Below are 17663 nucleotides of genomic sequence, written 5' to 3'. Positions count from 1 at the left end.
TTATCGAATGATTTTTCCAGAACCGCTGGCGATAAAACCAGCAACTTCGGATTGATTAAATTGATTGCAATCCCCATGAATGGTATGTTTCAATGCAGAGGCTGCTGTGGCGAAAGCAATGATTTCTTGCGGCTGCATCTCCTCTAAGATTCCATGAAGCAAACCACCAGCAAACGCATCGCCACCACCTACACGATCAACGATCGACGTGATTTGGTGAACCGGTGATTCAACATATTGACCATTCATCCATAAGGTACCTTGCAAGTCATTTGCACTCGCTGAATGCACCGTGCGTTTTGTTGAATAAAACGTTTGGATGTTAGGAAATTTTTCTTGCATTTTTTCGTAATAATAAATGAGCGGATCTTCTGTCAATCGAGGTGCTTGTTCAATCCCCAATAAATAGAGCGCATCCATTTCTCCAGCTGAACAAATGTCCACGAGCGGTAATAATTGCTCTAAAGCCTGACCCGCTTCTTGCTGTGTCCACAGCTTCCCTCGGTAATTGATATCAAAACTGATTTGACAACCTGCCTCTTTGGCTGCCTCCATGATTTCTTTGGTCAGCCATCGCCAATTTTCTGATAATGCCGGTGTGATTCCTGAAACATGGAAGATATCGACTTCTTTAAAACAGTCCGCTAGTGACCACTCCAAGTGATCCATGACCGCAAAACTGGAACCGGCACGATCATAGATGACCGACGCTGCTCGTTCACCGATTCCTGTTTCCATATAATATGTGCCGAGCCGAGGACCGCCTTTTAACAGTAGGCTAGTATCTACCCCATAGCTTCGTAAGTGTTTTTCGACTGCCAGTCCTAGTGAATGCTCTGGGACTTTTGACATGAACGAAACCCTATGTCCGTAATTTGCTAATGAGATCGCGACATTCGCTTCCCCACCACCGTAATGCGCGCAAAAACGATCACTGTCTTGCAACCGCTGCCCTTGTTCTGTTGACAAGCGCAGCATGATTTCTCCAAGTGTAACAACTCTTCCCATGAGCGGTTACCCCACAATTTCTTTCATTTTTGTTGCATATTGTTGAGCGACTTTTGTCACTTCTTCAAAATCCCCATGAGCTGCTGGAGCAAGTAAGTTTCCGCCAACACCTACAGTGACCACGCCTGCATCGAACCAATCCTTCATATTTTCTAAGCTGACTCCACCAGTTGGCATGATATTGACATGTGGCATCGGTGCTTTGAATGCAGAAATAATACTTGGTCCGAAAGCACTTCCAGGAAATAATTTGACGATATCTACACCACTTTTTAGTGCTGTTTTGATTTCATCGATCGTCATACAGCCCGGTAAGTATGGGACTTGGTATAAATTACAGAGTTCTGCAGTTTCCTGATCAAAACAAGGACTAACGATATACTCAGCACCTGCCAATATCGCTAAACGTGCGGTGATTGCATCTAACACTGTCCCTGCACCGATCACTACATCATTTTGATCTTTATAGGTTGTTACCAACTCTTTGATTACTTGATCTGCTTGAGGCACCGTAAAAGTTAATTCAATACCTGTTAATCCACCTTTGATAATAGCATGACACGCATTTAATGCTTCTTCAGCTGTTGCTCCACGTACGACTGCAATAACCCCCGCTTGCTTCAAGCGAGATAAGATATCCATTTTTTTCATTTCCCCACCCGTTTCTTATTTGGAAATCATATTTTACAATAAAGAAATTTACATCTTTATTATACGGCAGGAAAAAAAAAATGCAAACGCTTTTTAGCTATTTGCAAAAGTTTTTTCGATTTCTTCCTTTGTTTTTAAAATTGTTTGAATGATTTGAGCCTTACTTTCCTCACTCAATCGATACTTCGGCATACTGACACTGAATGCCCCAACTATTTGCTGGTCATGAACTAAAGAAGTACCGATACAGAAAATATCTTTTTCGACTTCTTCATCATCAAAAGCAATTTTTGTCTGTTCGACTTGTTGGATTTCTTTTTTTAATTTCAATGGATTGGTGATGGTATATTCTGTAAATGGAATCAACGGACATTGTTCAATATACTGTTGATATTGCTCGTCCGTAAAATGTGCTAGTACAGCTTTTCCCATTGCTGAGCTATACAACGGTCTGGTAATACCGATTTTCGAAGACATGCGGATCGTTTGATTTTTAGGGTCTAATTTATTGACGTAGAGAATCTCATTATTATCTAAAATACCTAAATGAATGGTTTCATCAATTGTTTGCTGTAATTTTTCCAAGAATGGTAAAGTCCGTTCTACGAGATCGATTTGATCGATATTTTTGTTTGCATATCGAACGAGTTTCGCACCTAAACGGTAATTCTTTTCTTGATTTTTATTTACATAGCCAATCAATGACAAGGTATCTAAGATTTTTAATGTCGTGGATGAGGTCATGTTGCTGCCTTTAGCAATTTCTTGCAACGAAGCATCTGGATGCTCTGCTAAATAATCTAAAATATGTGAAGCTTTGATTAGAACGGTTCCATAAGGTTTTTTATTTTCCATATTACACTCTCCTATTTCTATATAGGAAATTATATCGGAAAGAAGGCAAATTTAAAAGGGTTCTTTATTTTCTTCTTCATAATGTGCGTAATGGACAAACTCTCCTGCCAAATCTTTTTTCAAAAATTCTTTCGGCGTCAAGCCAAATTCGGCTTTGAACGCCCGCAGATAATGCGGATAGGAGGCGAAGCCACATTTACTGTAAATGGAACTTGAACTGCCATATTCTCTTAATAGCTGTTTTGAATAGAGTAGTTTCTTCTTCATCACGTATTGATGGAAGGTAAAGCCTGTATATTTTTTGAATTCTCTGGTCACATGATATTTACTGATAAAAAACTCTTTTTCCATCTCTTTGAGGGTCAGCGGTTCGCTGAGATTCTTCGCGACAAATTGGATCATTTTTTCTAAGCGTTCATTCGGTACAGTAAAATTTTCTTCAGAAATATGCTCTTCCAACTGCACCATCCGATTGAGAAAGATCAGATATTCGACTAATGCTTGTTCATAGCGAATATCTGCACCATAATCTTTACGATCCAACGTTTGATCAACAAAGGCGAGTTTTTCTTTTAATATTTGCGGTTCGATATGTAATATCCGGCTTCGTCTTTCACCGATTGGCCAAAAACAGGCAGATAGATTCGACCATTTAGTGGAACGCCTTTCCAAGAATGCAGGGGTGATAAACATGTAGACTCGCTCAAATACGTCTGTTGATTGTCGGACGATCCGATGAAGATCTCTTGAGTGGATCAATAAGACATTTCCTGCTTGGATCGTAAATTGGCGGCCGTCTAAATAAAAAATGGCTTCTCCCTCCAAAGTGGCGTGGATCTCATAGAAATCATGATGATGATAGACCGTTTTATTTTGGCTAACGATATCTTTCACGTGATAAATCTCATATTGATCAGAGATCATCGTGTTGACTTCTTTTCCATTGATGTGTTTTTTCTCCATGCCTATCTCCCCTTTCCAATTGCTCAACAATGAGCAAACGTGCATTCCTTCGCTTTCTTATCCAGTGACGTGATCCAGTACTGACACCGCGTGTTTTAGCGCACTATCTTTTGTTTCTTCTAACACGATATAAAGATATGGCCGATGCTTCTGCGCGATTTTTACGATTGCTTCATAATCAATCATTCCCGTACCTAGATCAACTGGGACAATCTCCCCTTCATCAGAAACGAGATAGTCTTTTAGATGCAATCCGCAAATTTTTTCTCCAAAACGTTCAAAGGCTTCTTCCACTAATCCGACTTGTTGGTGATGATTTTCTGCAGTGATTAAGTTGGTTGGATCTAAAATGATCCCTAAATAGTCCGAATCGATCGCTGCAATCAACTCTGCTACACGATCAAGCGAATACAGCGGATGATTCAAGCCTGGTTCGATCCCGACCATCATTCGATGTTTTTCTCCAGCTCGCACTAATTGGCGAATCGCTTCAACGATTTGTGAAAAGGCCTCATCCGAAAAATTCTTCTCTGTATAACCAGCTTCACTTACACTCCCCGTCTCAGTTGCGACCATTGTTGCTCCAAAACTAGCAGCATATTGGAGGTATCGTTCAAATTGTCGCAGTACGGTTTCTCGAACAGATAAGTCAGGATGGATCATGTTGATATAACAGCTCAAAATACCGACACTCACGTCTTCTTTTGCTAAGGCCTGTTTTATATAATGCCCCATACCGGGATTGATCGCGTGACTATCTGTCGCGAGATCAGGAAAAGATCTACTTAATGCTAATTGTAGCGTAGAAATTTCTTGTTCGCTCGCTTTTTTTGCTAGATCATCCACGCTTTGTACAGTGGTCAAATCATGACCTCTAGCAACTAGGTTTAATTTCATCCTTGTTCCCCCTTTATCCTAAAAGATCCGGCAACCACATCACGATTTGCGGGAAATACGTAATCAAAAATAAAACAGCTAAGATGACACCATAAAATGGTAACAATGGTTTCAACATTTTTTCTGCTTTCACACCACCGACACTTGCACCTACATAAAGACCTGTCCCAACTGGCGGAGTGATCGAGCCAACACACAGATTCATGATTGAAAATAGTCCATAATGTACCGGATCGACGCCAACACTTGTCGCAATCGGTAAGAAAATCGGTGTAAAGATCAAAATAGCCGGAGCGACATCCATAAACATCCCAACAAGTAATAAAATGATATTTATCAGTAATAAAATAATGAATCGATTATCAGTGACCCCAATGATCAAACTACTGATTGCTTGAGGTATCCCTGTAAATGCCATCGCAAAAGACATCATGGAAGACGTTGCTAATAAAAACATGATCGTTCCAGACATCGCGACAGATTGGACTAACATCTTAGGTATATCTTTTACTTTCACTGTCTTATAGTAGAACAAGGAAATCAATAAGGAGTACAATACGGCAATCGCTGATGCTTCAATCGCCGTAAAGATCCCAGTCAAAATACCACCGATGATGATCACGATCAACGCCAAGCTTGGGATCGCTTCTTTTAACACTTTGCCAACTTGCTTCCCTTGCCCTTTTTGGACTGTCGGATACTTATTTTTCTTCGCCACCACAAATGCAACCAACATGATCCCTAGCGACCACAGTGCCCCGACGAGGTAACCGCCCATGAATAAAGCGGAAATTGATGCTCCTCCGGCGACTAGAGAGTACATGATGAACGCAGTACTTGGCGGAATCACCATCCCTGTAGGTGCTGAAGCAATGTTAACGGCTGTCGCAAATTTGCGGTCATAGCCTTCTTCTACTTGTTGTGGGATCAACACCCCACCAATCGCTGTCGACGCAGCAATCGCTGAACTGGAGATCGAACCGAACAACGCATTTCCTAAAACATTCGTATGCGCTAAAGAGCCTGGGATTCGTCCAACGAACAACATGGCAAAATCAACTAATTTCTTGGCAATTCCACCATGGTTCATTATGATTCCCGAAAAAACGAAAAATGGAATGGCAATCAGTGAGAAACTATTGATACTACCGACCATTTTTTGTGCAGAACTAAACGCTGATACGTCAAAAGGTATCACTAATAACAATGTGACCATCGATGAAAAAGCAATACTGATTGCAATCGGCATGCCAACGATCAACAAAAAGACAAAAACAAAAAATAAAATTGCACCTGCTTCTAAAGCCATCAAATTCCCCCTATCCTTTTTCCTGAACGACAGATTTCCCATTCATTGCCTCAAACAAATTGATCAAACTATAAATGATGATCAACACACCTGAGACTGGGACCGATAAATAGACATAGCCCATCGGAATACCTAATGACGGCGAAATTTGTCCCATTGTCAACGTGACGGCATTCCAACCACCATAAACCATGATCGTTACGGCAAAAGCCAAAAATAGACACTGAACGACGATTTCCAATACATTGGCTTTTTTACCAGTTAGTTTCTCACTCAGCAAAGTGACCGCTAAGTGACCTTTTTGACCGACAACATAGGCAGAAGAAAGCATGGCAAACCAAACTAGTCCAAAACGCACTAACTCTTCCGTTACTGTATTGGGATTCCCTAAAATCGTTCGTGAAAAAACTTGCCACAAAACAATCACGATCATGCCGATCAGCAGGCACGCTCCTACTAGTTCCAATAGTCGACTCATTACTGCTTTCATCTGTTACACCCCTTCTTCTTGGATCATTTGATAAAGCGCCTGAAAGTCCGGATTATTTTTGAATTCATCATGCAGCGGTGCGACGGCTTCACGAAATGGCGCATTGTCTACTTCATTGAACTGAACGCCGTATTCTTCGGTTGCTAGCCTCTTTTCTTCCTCAATCGCTTGAGCAAAGGCTTCGATTTCAAAAACCGTGGATTCTTTTGCTGCTTCATCGATTGCTTGTTGTTGTTCCGCAGTCAAACGTTCTTTGATCGCATCGTTCATAATGATGATGTCTGGTACGCGGGTATGCTCATCATAAGAATAATACTTTGCTACACCGCCATGTCCTGCTGTATATAGAACAAACTCATTGTTCTCTGAGCCATTGATCAAGTTTGACTGTAGCGAAGTGTACACTTCATCACTTCCCATCGGCACAGGCGAGCCACCTAATAATTCCACCATTCGAATGGCTGTTTCACTTTGCATCACTCGAATTTTTTTTCCTCTTAAATCATCGGGTGTATGGATCGGTCCATCAACCATATAAAAACTACGTTGTCCGGAATCATAATAGGTGAGACCAGAAAAACCTAGATCGGATGTTGATTCATAGATAGGCTGCATGATTTCTTCATTTTCCATGACATTGAAGAAATGTTGCTCATCATTGAACAAGTAAGGAACTGAAAAAATCGAATAGACTTTAGAAAAGCTTTCTAATGCTGAAGCACTGACTTTCGTAAAATCAATCGCACCGGATTGTGTCAGTTCGATCAACTCACGTTCGCCTCCCAACTGACCATCAGGGAAATATTTTACTGTGACAGAACCGTCTGTTTTCTCCTCGACTAACTCTCCGAATTTATTCATCGCATCGATTACTGGCTGACTATTACTGGCATAGGCAAAACGTAACGTGATCTGCTCTTCCGCTTCTGCCACAGTACCGACACTTGACTGACTACCACAACCACTCAAACCGATAATTCCTAGCAAAGCAAAAGCAAGTGTTTTTTTCATGTCTTTCTCCTTTCAGTTAACAATACGATACAAGCAATTCTGTCAGACACAAAACAAGTAAGGACTGCCCATAAGGCATCGCAGTCTTTCCAATCGTACGATAAAACTCCAAATCATCACCCATACCTGTACCTACGGAAACATTTTGCACTTCACCAGTTTCATCTACTTGTTCAAGTAACCCTTGGATCGCACGGTACGCAGTCTCCAGATATTTTTTTGACAAATAGCGCTCATGTACCGCTTTTAAAATACCGTAAGCAAACCCTGCTGTCGCAGATGATTCTACGTAAGAAGTTGGATCATCGATCAAGGTATGCCACAAGCCGCTTTCTGATTGATATTCTGCCAAGGTTTGCACTTGTGCTTCTAGTGTTTCGATCAACAATTTACGGAAAGCATCTCCTTCTTTCAGTTCAAGAATCGCGATGATTTCAGGAATCGCAATGGTCAACCAACAATTTCCACGCCCCCAAAATGCTTCCGCATAATTGTGGTTTCCTTCAAATGTCCATCCGTGGTACCACAGCCCTGTACGTTTATCCATCAAGTATTTGATATGGATCATAAATTGATATCTAGCTTCCTCTAAGTATTCTGGACGATCCAGAAGCTTACCGATTTTTGCTAATGGCAAAACAGTCATCATCAATGTATCGTCCCATAATTGATTCTTATTTTCCGGACCATATGTAGCGTGTTGTAACCCGTCTTCTTCCGTCCTTGGCATATCATGCATGACCCATTCCGCCCACTGTTGCAAATAAGGCAAGTAACGTGTATCTTGCGTCTCTTCATATAAATACGCCATCGTAAGGATCGGTGCCATCGTATTGACGTTCTTTGGCGGTGCGCCCTCTTGCATCCGTGCCTCAAACCACTCATTCACTACTTCCACTGCACGAGGATTTTTAGTCAGCTGATAATTTTTATAGATGCCATACAACCCTACACCTTGAGGCCAATTCCACACTGTCCAACTTTTGTCGTCCACCTTCAGCCCATCAAAATCCAATAAAAATTCACCTGAATCATCTTTGATCGTCGTCAAATTCTCGACTAAGCGATCAATCGTTTTCTCCACTACTTCTTTTTCCACAAATATTTTTTCTTTAATGATCATTTGTTTCGCTCCTTTTTAAATCGCTTTCATTCTATGTTGTTAATATATCAGTAAACGCTTTCTCAATAAATAGCATCGTTTGAACAAAAACTATCTAAAATTGACATAACAACATTATTAATGAATTTGACCAAAAAAAGCGCGAACAAAACAAAAACCATGACGCTTGCCTCTCATCATGGCTTTAGAATCACCCTTTATAAAAAAGTATACACCATAAAAAATGGCAGACAAGCAAGTAACGGAAACCAAAAGTAGTTCTTACGAAAACCCAACTCGCTATTTTCCTGATTCGCCCACATCCGATCGCCTGACACTGCTGTTCCGGAAAGCGCAATACCGATTAAGAGCAAACCAATCCCAATGTTACGTAAGGTCTCTCGTTCTAAAAGAAAGGATAGTCCAAGAGAAACGATACATGCACACAACAAACTAAACAAATATTTTTTCAAGCGCTCATCTCCTTTATATAGAAAAATAGTAGCACAGCGCATTCATGAACGACTTATTATTCCAATAATCTAATACTCTTTTTTTAAAATTCAGGAAAAAAATGTAATGAACTGCCTAGCTTTCCCAGAAGTTCTTCCCTTTTTTCCACCTCTGACTAAAAGTAAAAAAACAACGGACCAAGTGAGACGATTCTCTCATGCTTGATCCGTTGTTGGGACAACTTTTAGTTATGAATTATGCATTATATGCATCGATAATGATTTGTTTCAATTCGCTGATCAATGGCTCTTTTGGATTCGCTGTTGTACATTGATCTTCGTAAGCTAATTCAGCCATACGATCAACTGTTGTATCTAATGTTTCTTGAGTCACACCTTGTGCTTTCAAGCTCATGTCGATACCGACAGCTTTTCCTAAGTCGCTAACAGCTGTTGCCAATGCGTCCACAAGCTCTGCTGTTGTTTTCCCTTTCAAGCCTAAGAACTTCGCGATATCTGCGTAGTCTGTATCCGCACGGAAGTAGTCATATTTAGGGAACATTGCATGTTTTTGCGGGTCTTTCGCATTGTAGCGGATGATATGCGGTAATAGGATCGCATTCGTACGTCCATGAGGAATACCGTATTCTCCACCGATTTTATGCGCAACTGAGTGACAAATTCCTAAGAAGGCATTTGCAAAGGCCATACCAGCCATTGTTGACGCATTATGCATTTTCTCACGTGATTCCATATCAGGTGTTTTCACTGATTTTTCCAAGTAGTCAAAGACTAATTTGATTGCTTGTAAACTCAAACCACGAGTGTAGTCAGAAGCCATGACAGAAACATAAGATTCGATGGCATGTGTCAATACGTCCATACCTGTATCTGCTGTAACAGAAGCTGGTACTGACATAACAAATTGTGGGTCAACGATTGCCACATCTGGTGTCAATGCGTAGTCAGCTAATGGATATTTCACATGTGTTTCGCTATCTGTGATTACTGCGAATGGTGTTACTTCTGAACCAGTTCCTGATGTTGTTGGGATACATACAAACTGTGTTTTTTCAGGTTTGTCGATTTTGTACGTACGTTTACGGATATCTAGGAATTTTTGTTTTGCGCCAAAGAATGAAGTATCTGGGTGCTCATAGAACATCCACATGCCTTTCGCCGCATCCATTGCAGATCCACCACCAAGAGCGATCACTGTATCTGGTTTGAAGTCCGCCATCATTTTTGTTCCAGCATAAACTGTGTTTGTTGAAGGGTTTGGCTCAACATCTGAGAAGATCTCGATCTTCACATCATTTTTACGACGTGCTAATACTTCTCTTACTGTGTCGCAGTAGCCAAATTGGACCATACCTGGGTCACAAACGATCATGACACGTTCCACATTTTCCATTTTTTCCAAGTAAAGCAAAGAGTTCTTTTCAAAGAAGATTTTTGGTGGTAATTTGAACCATTGCATGTTATTTCTCCGTTTCGCTACAGTTTTGACGTTGATTAAGTTGACTGCTGATACGTTTCTTGAAACAGAATTCTTTCCGTATGACCCACAACCTAGTGTCAATGATGGAATCATTTCGTTATAGATGTTTCCGATTCCGCCTTCTGCTGATGGTGTGTTGACTAAGATACGGCAAGCTTTCATGCGTAGACCGAATTGCACATGTAAATCTTCGTTTTCTGAATGGATGACAGCTGTATGTCCTAATCCACCAAGATTCAACATTCCTTCACATAATTCAAAGGCATGTTCTGTACTGTTTGATTTGACCATTGCTAAAACTGGTGAAAGTTTCTCACGTGAAAGTGGATAATCAGGACCTACGCCTTCTAATTCTGCCACTAATAATTTTGTTCCTTCAGGCACTTTGATACCTGCTAATTTTGCGATATCCATTGCTGAATGTCCAACGATTGCTGGGTTTACAGCATATTTTCCTTCATTCATCACAGCATCTTCTAGTTTTGAAAGTTCTGCTGGTTTAACGAAGTAAACTTGATGCGCTTGGAATTCCGCTTTTACGGCTGCATAGATTTCTTTGTCTACGATGACCGCTTGCTCAGAAGCACAGATCATTCCGTTATCGAATGTTTTAGATACGATCAAGTCATTGACTGCACGTTTTACTTTTGCTGTTTTTTCGATATAAGCAGGAACGTTACCCGGTCCTACACCTAAAGCTGGTTTACCAGTTGAATAAGCTGATTTTACCATGCCTGATCCACCAGTTGCTAATACGATCGCAATTCCTGGGTGGTTCATCAACATAGAAGTCGCGTCGATTGATGGATACTCGATCCATTGGATACAGTTTTCTGGTGCACCTGCCGCGATTGCTGCATCACGAACGACTCTTGCTGCCTCAGCAGAACATTTTTGAGCGCTTGGATGGAAAGCAAAAACGATCGGGTTTCTTGTCTTCAAAGCGATCATTGATTTGAAGATCGTTGTTGAAGTAGGGTTCGTTGTTGGTGTTACCCCACAAACAACACCGACTGGTTCAGCGATTTCAATCAATCCTTTTTGTGTATCTTCATTGATCACTCCGACAGTTTTATCATATTTGATGCTGTTCCAGATATATTCTGAAGCATACATATTTTTGATTGCTTTATCTTCATAGATTCCACGGCCAGTTTCTTCAACCGCCATTTTTGCTAAAGGCATATGCTGATCTAATGCAGCCATTGCCATTTCATGCACAATGTGATCCACTTTTTCTTGATCAAAATTTTCCATTTCTTTCAACGCAACATTTGCTTTTGCCGCCAAATCGTCGATCATCGCTTGTACATCAACAGTTTTCGTCTCTTCTTTTTCAATTATTTTAGCCATTATGCTCCTCCTACTGAGTCATGGTAATTTGTTAATTATTTCACATACACATCATACAATACTTTCTTTTCGATGTAAATACTTTTTTGTGATTTTTTTCACAGTTATGTTTTCTTTAAAAAATCAACCATTCAACTCGGCAGAACATCAACTATTCTTTCATTATGAAATAAGTGAATTTTTTCATAAATTCAAAAAAAAGACTGATTGCCAGCTTATCTCCACACGAGATAAACATGACGATCAGTCTTTTTTGCTAAAGAATTGCCTAGCTCCTTGAACGTTTAGCCCACGGGTCTAAAACAACTGGTTCCTACAATTCTTTTTCTTCTTTTTTCTCTTCAGGTGTTTCTGGAACTTCAACAGTTTCAGTTACTTCTGGTTCTGTCGGTTCTTCTACTGGTGCGATTGGTGTACTTGTCATCGCGCCTGTCCCTGGTTTTACCGTTTTGATTGCTGCTCGATCGTATTCTAAAAAGATGCCTTCGCAGTCTAACACAACGGTACGGTTTGTTTCGTCGATTTCTGAGACCACGCCATGAAGTCCGCCAATCGTGACTACTTCATCGCCAGCTTTCATACTATCAAGCAAATTTTGACGTTCTTGTTGTTGTTTCTTTTGTGTACGTGACATAAAGAACCACATCCCTAATAGGGCAACGAACATCACTAACATTGGTAATGAACCCATTTTTTTCACCTCACTAACTAAATATCTACACTAACCACTTTATCAGAAAACCGCACTAGAAACTAGTTTTTTAGCTAAATTTCACGAATCCTACTAGAAGCTTTTCGCGTTTTCTTTATTGAAGCCATACTCTTCAAAAAAGGCAGCACGGAACTCTAACAAATTATCATCCATGATCGCTTGACGTACTTGTTTCATCAAATTCAACAAGAAGTATAGATTATGGTAAGACGTTAGACGAATACCAAATGTTTCGTCACATTTGATCAAGTGGCGGATATAAGCTCTTGTGTAATTCTTACAAGTATAGCAATCACATTTTTCATCGATTGGGCGGAAGTCACGGGCATATTGCGCATTTTTCACGACTAAACGTCCTTGTGAAGTCATACATGTCCCATTTCGAGCGATTCGCGTCGGTAGCACACAGTCGAACATGTCCACTCCGCGGATCACGCCATCAATCAATGAATCCGCAGCACCTACGCCCATCAAGTAGCGTGGTTTGTGATCGGGGATCAATGGTGTTGTAAATTCTAGCACACGATTCATCTCAGCTTTTGGTTCGCCAACAGATAAGCCCCCAATTGAATAGCCAGGGAAATCCATACTGATCAAGTCTTTTGCACTTTGTTTACGAAGATCTTCAAATCCAGCACCTTGGATGATACCGAATAACCCTTGACGATCTGGATTCGCATGGGCTTTTAATCCACGTTCTGCCCAGCGAGAAGTCCGCTCAACTGACTTTTTCACATAATCGTAGCTCTCGTCAAATGGTGGACATTCATCAAAACTCATCATGATATCGGAGCCTAATTTGTTTTGGATATTGATTGCTTTTTCAGGAGATAAGAACATTTTTGATCCGTTTAAGTGGTTTTTAAAGTGAACGCCTTCTTCAACAATATTACGCATATCACTTAATGAGAAGACTTGGAAACCACCAGAGTCCGTCAAAATCGGCTGATCCCAATTCATGAATTTATGCAGACCACCAGCTTCTTCCACCAGATCTTCTCCAGGGCGAAGCCATAAATGATAGGTGTTACTCAAAATGACGCCAGCACCCATTTCTTTTAGTTCTTCAGGAGCCATAGTTTTAACGGTAGCTAATGTACCGACTGGCATAAACATCGGCGTCGGAAATGTCCCATGAGGTGTAATCAATTCACCCAGGCGGGCACCCGTATGTTTTTCTTTTTTTATTAAACGATAACGAATGGCAGGTTCTGTCATTCAATTCCCTACTTTCTTTTATATAATCACGTTTGCAACTCCCACCATCATAATCTTTTCAACTACTTTTTGCAAGAGCTTCTCCTTCTCCACAGATTTTTTTAATCTACTTTTTTTGTAAACCTTTCAATAACGATAGATGTTTCCTACAGCAAAATCTGTTCTTCTTTGATATACTAAGACTATCAAAAAAAAGGAGTGGAAAATATGGTATCTTCTGGTGAATTAAAACAACAGGCAAAAGATAGCTTAAAGGGACGTTGGGGACAAGCAATTTTATTAAATTTAATTCCATCTTTAATTGCAATTGCACTTGTTATGATTCTTGTTCTTCCAATCGCACTACTTGTTGCAAGTATGCCTGATACAGCTACAATGATGGAGGAAGCGACAAATACAAGTAGTGGTGGCTCAGGAACCGGTCTATTTTCTAGTATCATCACTGCACTATTCATGAGCGGGATCTCTTGGACCTACCTAGACATTTTACGTGGACAACGAACGAAAATCGAACCATTCAAAGATGCGTTTCGTGGTTTCTCAGGAATGTTCTTTGGTGGCGTGATCTTGTTAGCTTTACTAACAACGATCTTTACTTCTTTATGGGCATTGTTACTTGTTATTCCTGGAATCATTAAAAGTTACTCTTACTCACAAAGCTACTTTATCTACTATGATATCGTGACGGAAACTGGCGAAAAACCAAAAGTATTAGATACGATAACTGCTAGTCGAAAATTGATGGATGGCTATAAAGGCAAACTTTTCTGGTTAGACTTGTCATTTATCGGTTGGCATATCTTAGCACTTGCAACATTAGGTATCGGCTATCTATGGTTGAATCCTTATATCAGCGCGACAAAAGCGGCTTTTTATAATCAATTGCCAAAAAATATCTAAGTATACTCCACTAAAAAAGAGGTCGGAAAAAATTCCGCCTCTTTTTTTGTTGGAAAATAAACGCAAAGAACGAATATTATGCGTCCGCTTCTTCTAGCTCATCTGCTTCTGGTAATTGGTGGAATTTGATCAATTCATTGACCGCGATCGGTACGATTGACAAGATCCCTACTAAGAACCAGTGATTCAAACTAATATGAACTAAACCAAATAATTCTTGCGTGAATGGTAATAAAGCAACTGCTGACGTGATTAGAACTGAGAGAATCGCCATTTCCACTAACGATTTATTCGTTGCTAAGTTCACTTTGAAGATCGATTGACTACTACGAACATTAAAGACATGGATGATCGAAGAGTAAGCCAACACTAGAAATGCTACAGTTTGTCCGACTTCTTGACTGGCATCGACCCAAGGGCTGATCGTATCCACGAAGCTTCCTAAGTAGTAACCGAATAAAGTGACTACCGTGAATATTCCTGCATTGATGGCGATTTTCTTCATTAGACCACGCGCGAAGATTCCTTCATTTTTAGGAATTGGTGCTTCATTCATGATGCCTTCTTCTGCTGGTTCTCTACCAAGAGCAAACCCTGGCAAGCCATCCGCTACCACATTAACGAACAATAATTGAACAGCGGTAAATGGAGCGCCCCAACCAACTAACATGGCAATCAATACGATAAAAATCTCAGAAATATTACAGCTCAACAAGAAGTTGATTGCTTTACGGATATTCTGATAAACGGAACGTCCTTGACTAACTGCATCAACGATCGTCGCAAAGTTATCATCAGTCAAAATCATGTCAGAGGCACTTTGCGCCACATCAGTACCGGTGATTCCCATGGCACACCCAACGTCACTTGCTTTCAAAGCTGGCGCATCGTTTACCCCATCACCTGTCATTGCGACCACAGCACCTGTACGTTGCCATGATTTGACGATCCGGATCTTATCTTCCGGAGTTACTCTGGCATAAACAGAAAGATCTTTGACACGTTCGTCTAATTCTTCATCTGATAATGCTCGAAGTTCAGCACCTGAAAGTGCTTCGTTACTATTGCTCAAAATCCCTAATTCTTTCGCAATCGCACTCGCTGTTACCACATGATCCCCAGTGATCATGACTGTTTTGATCCCAGCTTTCTTCGCACGTTTGATTGCCCCTTTACTTTCTGGACGTGGCGGATCGATCATACCGATCAAGCCAATCAAACTCAACTCTTTTTCTAAGGCTTCAGAAGTGATTTCTTGTGGTTTTTCGTCATATGTTCGATAACCTACTGCGATCACACGTAACGCACGTTTCCCAAAACGGTCATTGACCACTTCAGCTTGCTCAACGTCCCCTGATGTAAATCTTGATGCCAAGACATCAAAAGCGCCTTTTGTAATAGAGATATATTTATCGCCCATTTCATGGACCGTCGTCATCATTTTGCGATCAGAGTCGAATGGGAGTTCATCGATCCTTGGATATTTTTCTTCTAGTTCTTCTTTTGTATGATAGTTTTCCTCGACTGCACGTACGATTGCGGCTTCCGTTGGATTCCCTTTGACGATCAATTCGTCGTCTTCTTTTTCAACGGTCACATCTGTACATAGAGCAGCCATTTTTAAAATTTCCATCGCGCTATTTGTCATCGAATCTTCGACGTCTGTCACTTCATCTTCTTTACTCCAAACACGACGGACACGCATCCGATTTTGTGTTAAAGTACCGGTTTTATCCGAACAGATGACATTCGCAGTACCTAGTGTTTCAACAGCTGGTAATTGACGAATAATGGCATGTTTTTTCGCCATTTTCTGCACACCATAGGCAAGTGTCAACGTAACGATGACAGTTAATGTTTCTGGTACAGCAGCAACGGCTAATGAAATCGAAGTCATGAACATTTCAAGTAATGGTTCACCTTGAAGTTCACCAATCAAAAAGACTAAGGCAGCCGCTGCTAACGCAATCACACTGATTCGTTTTCCTAGTTGGTTCAAGCGAACTTGCAGTGGTGTTTTCTGCATTGTATGGTCATTTAATAATCCGGCGATTTTACCCATTTCAGTCTGCATACCGATTGCTGTAACGATCGCTTTACCACGACCTGCGGCAACGGTACAGCCTTTAAAGACCATGTTTAATTGGTCACCGAGAGAGTCATCTTCTTGACTTATGTAACCTGCGTCTTTTTCGACAGCCTCACTTTCACCGGTTAGAGCTGATTCTTCTACGCGTAATTGTGATGTTTCTACTAAACGAGCATCTGCTGCAATCGCTGATCCTGATTCTAAAATCAGCACATCTCCAACGACTAAATTTTCAGCATCTACTTTTTCTACTTTCCCATCTCTAAGGACTGTAGCGGTTTGTTTATTCATATCTTGGAGAGATTCTAATGCTTTTTCTGCGTTCCCTTCTTGAACGATAGCTAGAACTGAATTGATAATAACGATCGCAATGATCAAGAGTCCTTCGAATAGGTCTCCATGTTCTGTTGCAAATGCGGTGTAAAATGAAATGACTGCGGCAACTAATAAAACAATTGTGGTAAAATCTGAAAGACTTCGTATAAATTTTTTGAAGAGTGATTCTTTGGGGGCTTCTTCGAATTGATTTTTTCCTTGTTGCCGACTTCGTTCCTTTGCTTCACTCATCGACAACCCTTGATCTATATCTACTTTTGTTTCTTCTGCTATTTCTTCTATTGTTTTTTTGTAACTATCCATCCTATACTCCCTTTCTTTTAAAAATGAACGTTATGTTAACGTACGATTTTAGTATAACATCATTTTTTTAATTAATTCAACTATATCGCATATATATATGTAGAGAAAAATTTTTAAATAAAGGACCCTTATCTCTTGCAAGCGCTACCAAAACATGGTATGATTTAACCATAAGGAAGGAGGAAAAACAAATAGATAGAAGAATTTCTCGATAGAGTAGTATAAGCAAACAAAGTTGTTAGAAGTACAAGTTTCACCTTAAAGAGCATGTGAAGTAACCATTATAAATAGTGAATGCGTATGACTGTTTGAAACGAGAATCGTTCAAAAAAAGAAGTAGTGGGATACGTAACAATTAAATAACATGAACATCTGAAAATTGAATAGGAACAAGAGATGATTCAACTGTTGAAGATGTAAAGAAAACAAGATTTTTTGTTTATCAAGAAGAAATTCAACACCGTACTTTGCATGTTCCATGGAAAGTTACACTAATTCTATTTATTTGTTTCC

The 17663-nt window shown here is 40.3% G+C and carries 15 protein-coding genes; 1 reads left to right on the top strand and 14 read right to left on the bottom strand.

The genetic code is table 11. The annotated features are described in order from the left end of the window. From DOK79_RS07240 to tgt, 13 genes are all read right to left on the bottom strand, one after another. Window positions 1–1008 carry a sugar kinase gene (locus DOK79_RS07240; RefSeq protein ID WP_206854316.1) on the bottom strand — a complete coding sequence of 336 codons (1008 nt, stop codon included), beginning with the start codon at window positions 1006–1008 and terminating at the stop codon, window positions 1–3. Between the two features lie 6 nt (window positions 1009–1014). Beyond that, window positions 1015–1659 carry a bifunctional 4-hydroxy-2-oxoglutarate aldolase/2-dehydro-3-deoxy-phosphogluconate aldolase gene (locus DOK79_RS07235; RefSeq protein WP_206854319.1) on the bottom strand — a complete coding sequence of 215 codons (645 nt, stop codon included), beginning with the start codon at window positions 1657–1659 and terminating at the stop codon, window positions 1015–1017. Between the two features lie 93 nt (window positions 1660–1752). Continuing rightward, the gene (locus DOK79_RS07230) at window positions 1753–2514 is read right to left on the bottom strand and encodes an IclR family transcriptional regulator (protein ID WP_206854322.1); all 762 of its coding nucleotides are present in this window, start codon (window positions 2512–2514) and stop codon (window positions 1753–1755) included. Window positions 2515–2565: 51 nt separating this feature from the next. Beyond that, on the bottom strand, window positions 2566–3477 hold the full coding sequence (locus DOK79_RS07225; protein WP_206854325.1) for an AraC family transcriptional regulator: 912 nt from the start codon (window positions 3475–3477) through the stop codon (window positions 2566–2568). Between the two features lie 57 nt (window positions 3478–3534). Beyond that, entirely contained in the window at window positions 3535–4374 is an 840-nt protein-coding gene (locus tag DOK79_RS07220; RefSeq protein WP_206854327.1) for a sugar phosphate isomerase/epimerase family protein, read from the bottom strand. A 13-nt stretch (window positions 4375–4387) separates the two neighbouring features. After that, window positions 4388–5683, bottom strand: a complete 1296-nt coding sequence (locus tag DOK79_RS07215) for a TRAP transporter large permease (RefSeq protein ID WP_206854330.1) — start codon at window positions 5681–5683, stop codon at window positions 4388–4390. 10 nt (window positions 5684–5693) lie between these two features. Continuing rightward, on the bottom strand, window positions 5694–6173 hold the full coding sequence (locus DOK79_RS07210) for a TRAP transporter small permease (RefSeq protein WP_206854335.1): 480 nt from the start codon (window positions 6171–6173) through the stop codon (window positions 5694–5696). A 3-nt stretch (window positions 6174–6176) separates the two neighbouring features. Continuing rightward, a complete protein-coding gene (gene dctP / locus DOK79_RS07205) occupies window positions 6177–7184 on the bottom strand; it encodes a TRAP transporter substrate-binding protein (protein ID WP_206854336.1) in 1008 nt (335 codons plus the stop codon). 16 nt (window positions 7185–7200) lie between these two features. Then, window positions 7201–8307 carry a glycoside hydrolase family 88/105 protein gene (locus DOK79_RS07200; protein ID WP_206854340.1) on the bottom strand — a complete coding sequence of 369 codons (1107 nt, stop codon included), beginning with the start codon at window positions 8305–8307 and terminating at the stop codon, window positions 7201–7203. Between the two features lie 197 nt (window positions 8308–8504). After that, the gene (locus tag DOK79_RS07195; RefSeq protein WP_206854343.1) at window positions 8505–8759 is read right to left on the bottom strand and encodes a hypothetical protein; all 255 of its coding nucleotides are present in this window, start codon (window positions 8757–8759) and stop codon (window positions 8505–8507) included. Window positions 8760–8994: 235 nt separating this feature from the next. Continuing rightward, complete coding sequence (gene adhE / locus DOK79_RS07190; RefSeq protein WP_206854346.1) at window positions 8995–11592, bottom strand: bifunctional acetaldehyde-CoA/alcohol dehydrogenase; 2598 nt, start codon at window positions 11590–11592, stop codon at window positions 8995–8997. A gap of 313 nt (window positions 11593–11905) precedes the next feature. Then, the gene (gene yajC, locus DOK79_RS07185) at window positions 11906–12283 is read right to left on the bottom strand and encodes a preprotein translocase subunit YajC (protein WP_206854351.1); all 378 of its coding nucleotides are present in this window, start codon (window positions 12281–12283) and stop codon (window positions 11906–11908) included. 93 nt (window positions 12284–12376) lie between these two features. Then, window positions 12377–13522, bottom strand: coding sequence for a tRNA guanosine(34) transglycosylase Tgt (tgt, locus tag DOK79_RS07180; RefSeq protein ID WP_206854354.1), 1146 nt, complete (start codon window positions 13520–13522; stop codon window positions 12377–12379). 207 nt (window positions 13523–13729) lie between these two features. Between tgt and DOK79_RS07175 the strand changes: the two genes are divergently transcribed. Beyond that, window positions 13730–14422, top strand: coding sequence for a DUF975 family protein (locus DOK79_RS07175; protein ID WP_206854357.1), 693 nt, complete (start codon window positions 13730–13732; stop codon window positions 14420–14422). Window positions 14423–14498: 76 nt separating this feature from the next. Here the strand turns inward: DOK79_RS07175 and DOK79_RS07170 are convergent, their stop codons facing one another. Next, window positions 14499–17150: a calcium-translocating P-type ATPase, PMCA-type gene (locus tag DOK79_RS07170; RefSeq protein ID WP_206854360.1), complete on the bottom strand. Its 2652-nt coding sequence runs from the start codon at window positions 17148–17150 to the stop codon at window positions 14499–14501. Window positions 17151–17663 lie beyond the last annotated feature (513 nt).

The sequence above is a fragment of the Enterococcus sp. DIV1094 genome, from assembly GCF_017316305.2.
In the GTDB taxonomy this organism is placed as follows: Bacteria; Bacillota; Bacilli; order Lactobacillales; family Enterococcaceae; genus Enterococcus_B; species Enterococcus_B mangumiae.
The sequence above is the reverse complement of the archived record's forward strand: the minus strand, read 5'-3'. Positions and strand labels throughout refer to the sequence as shown.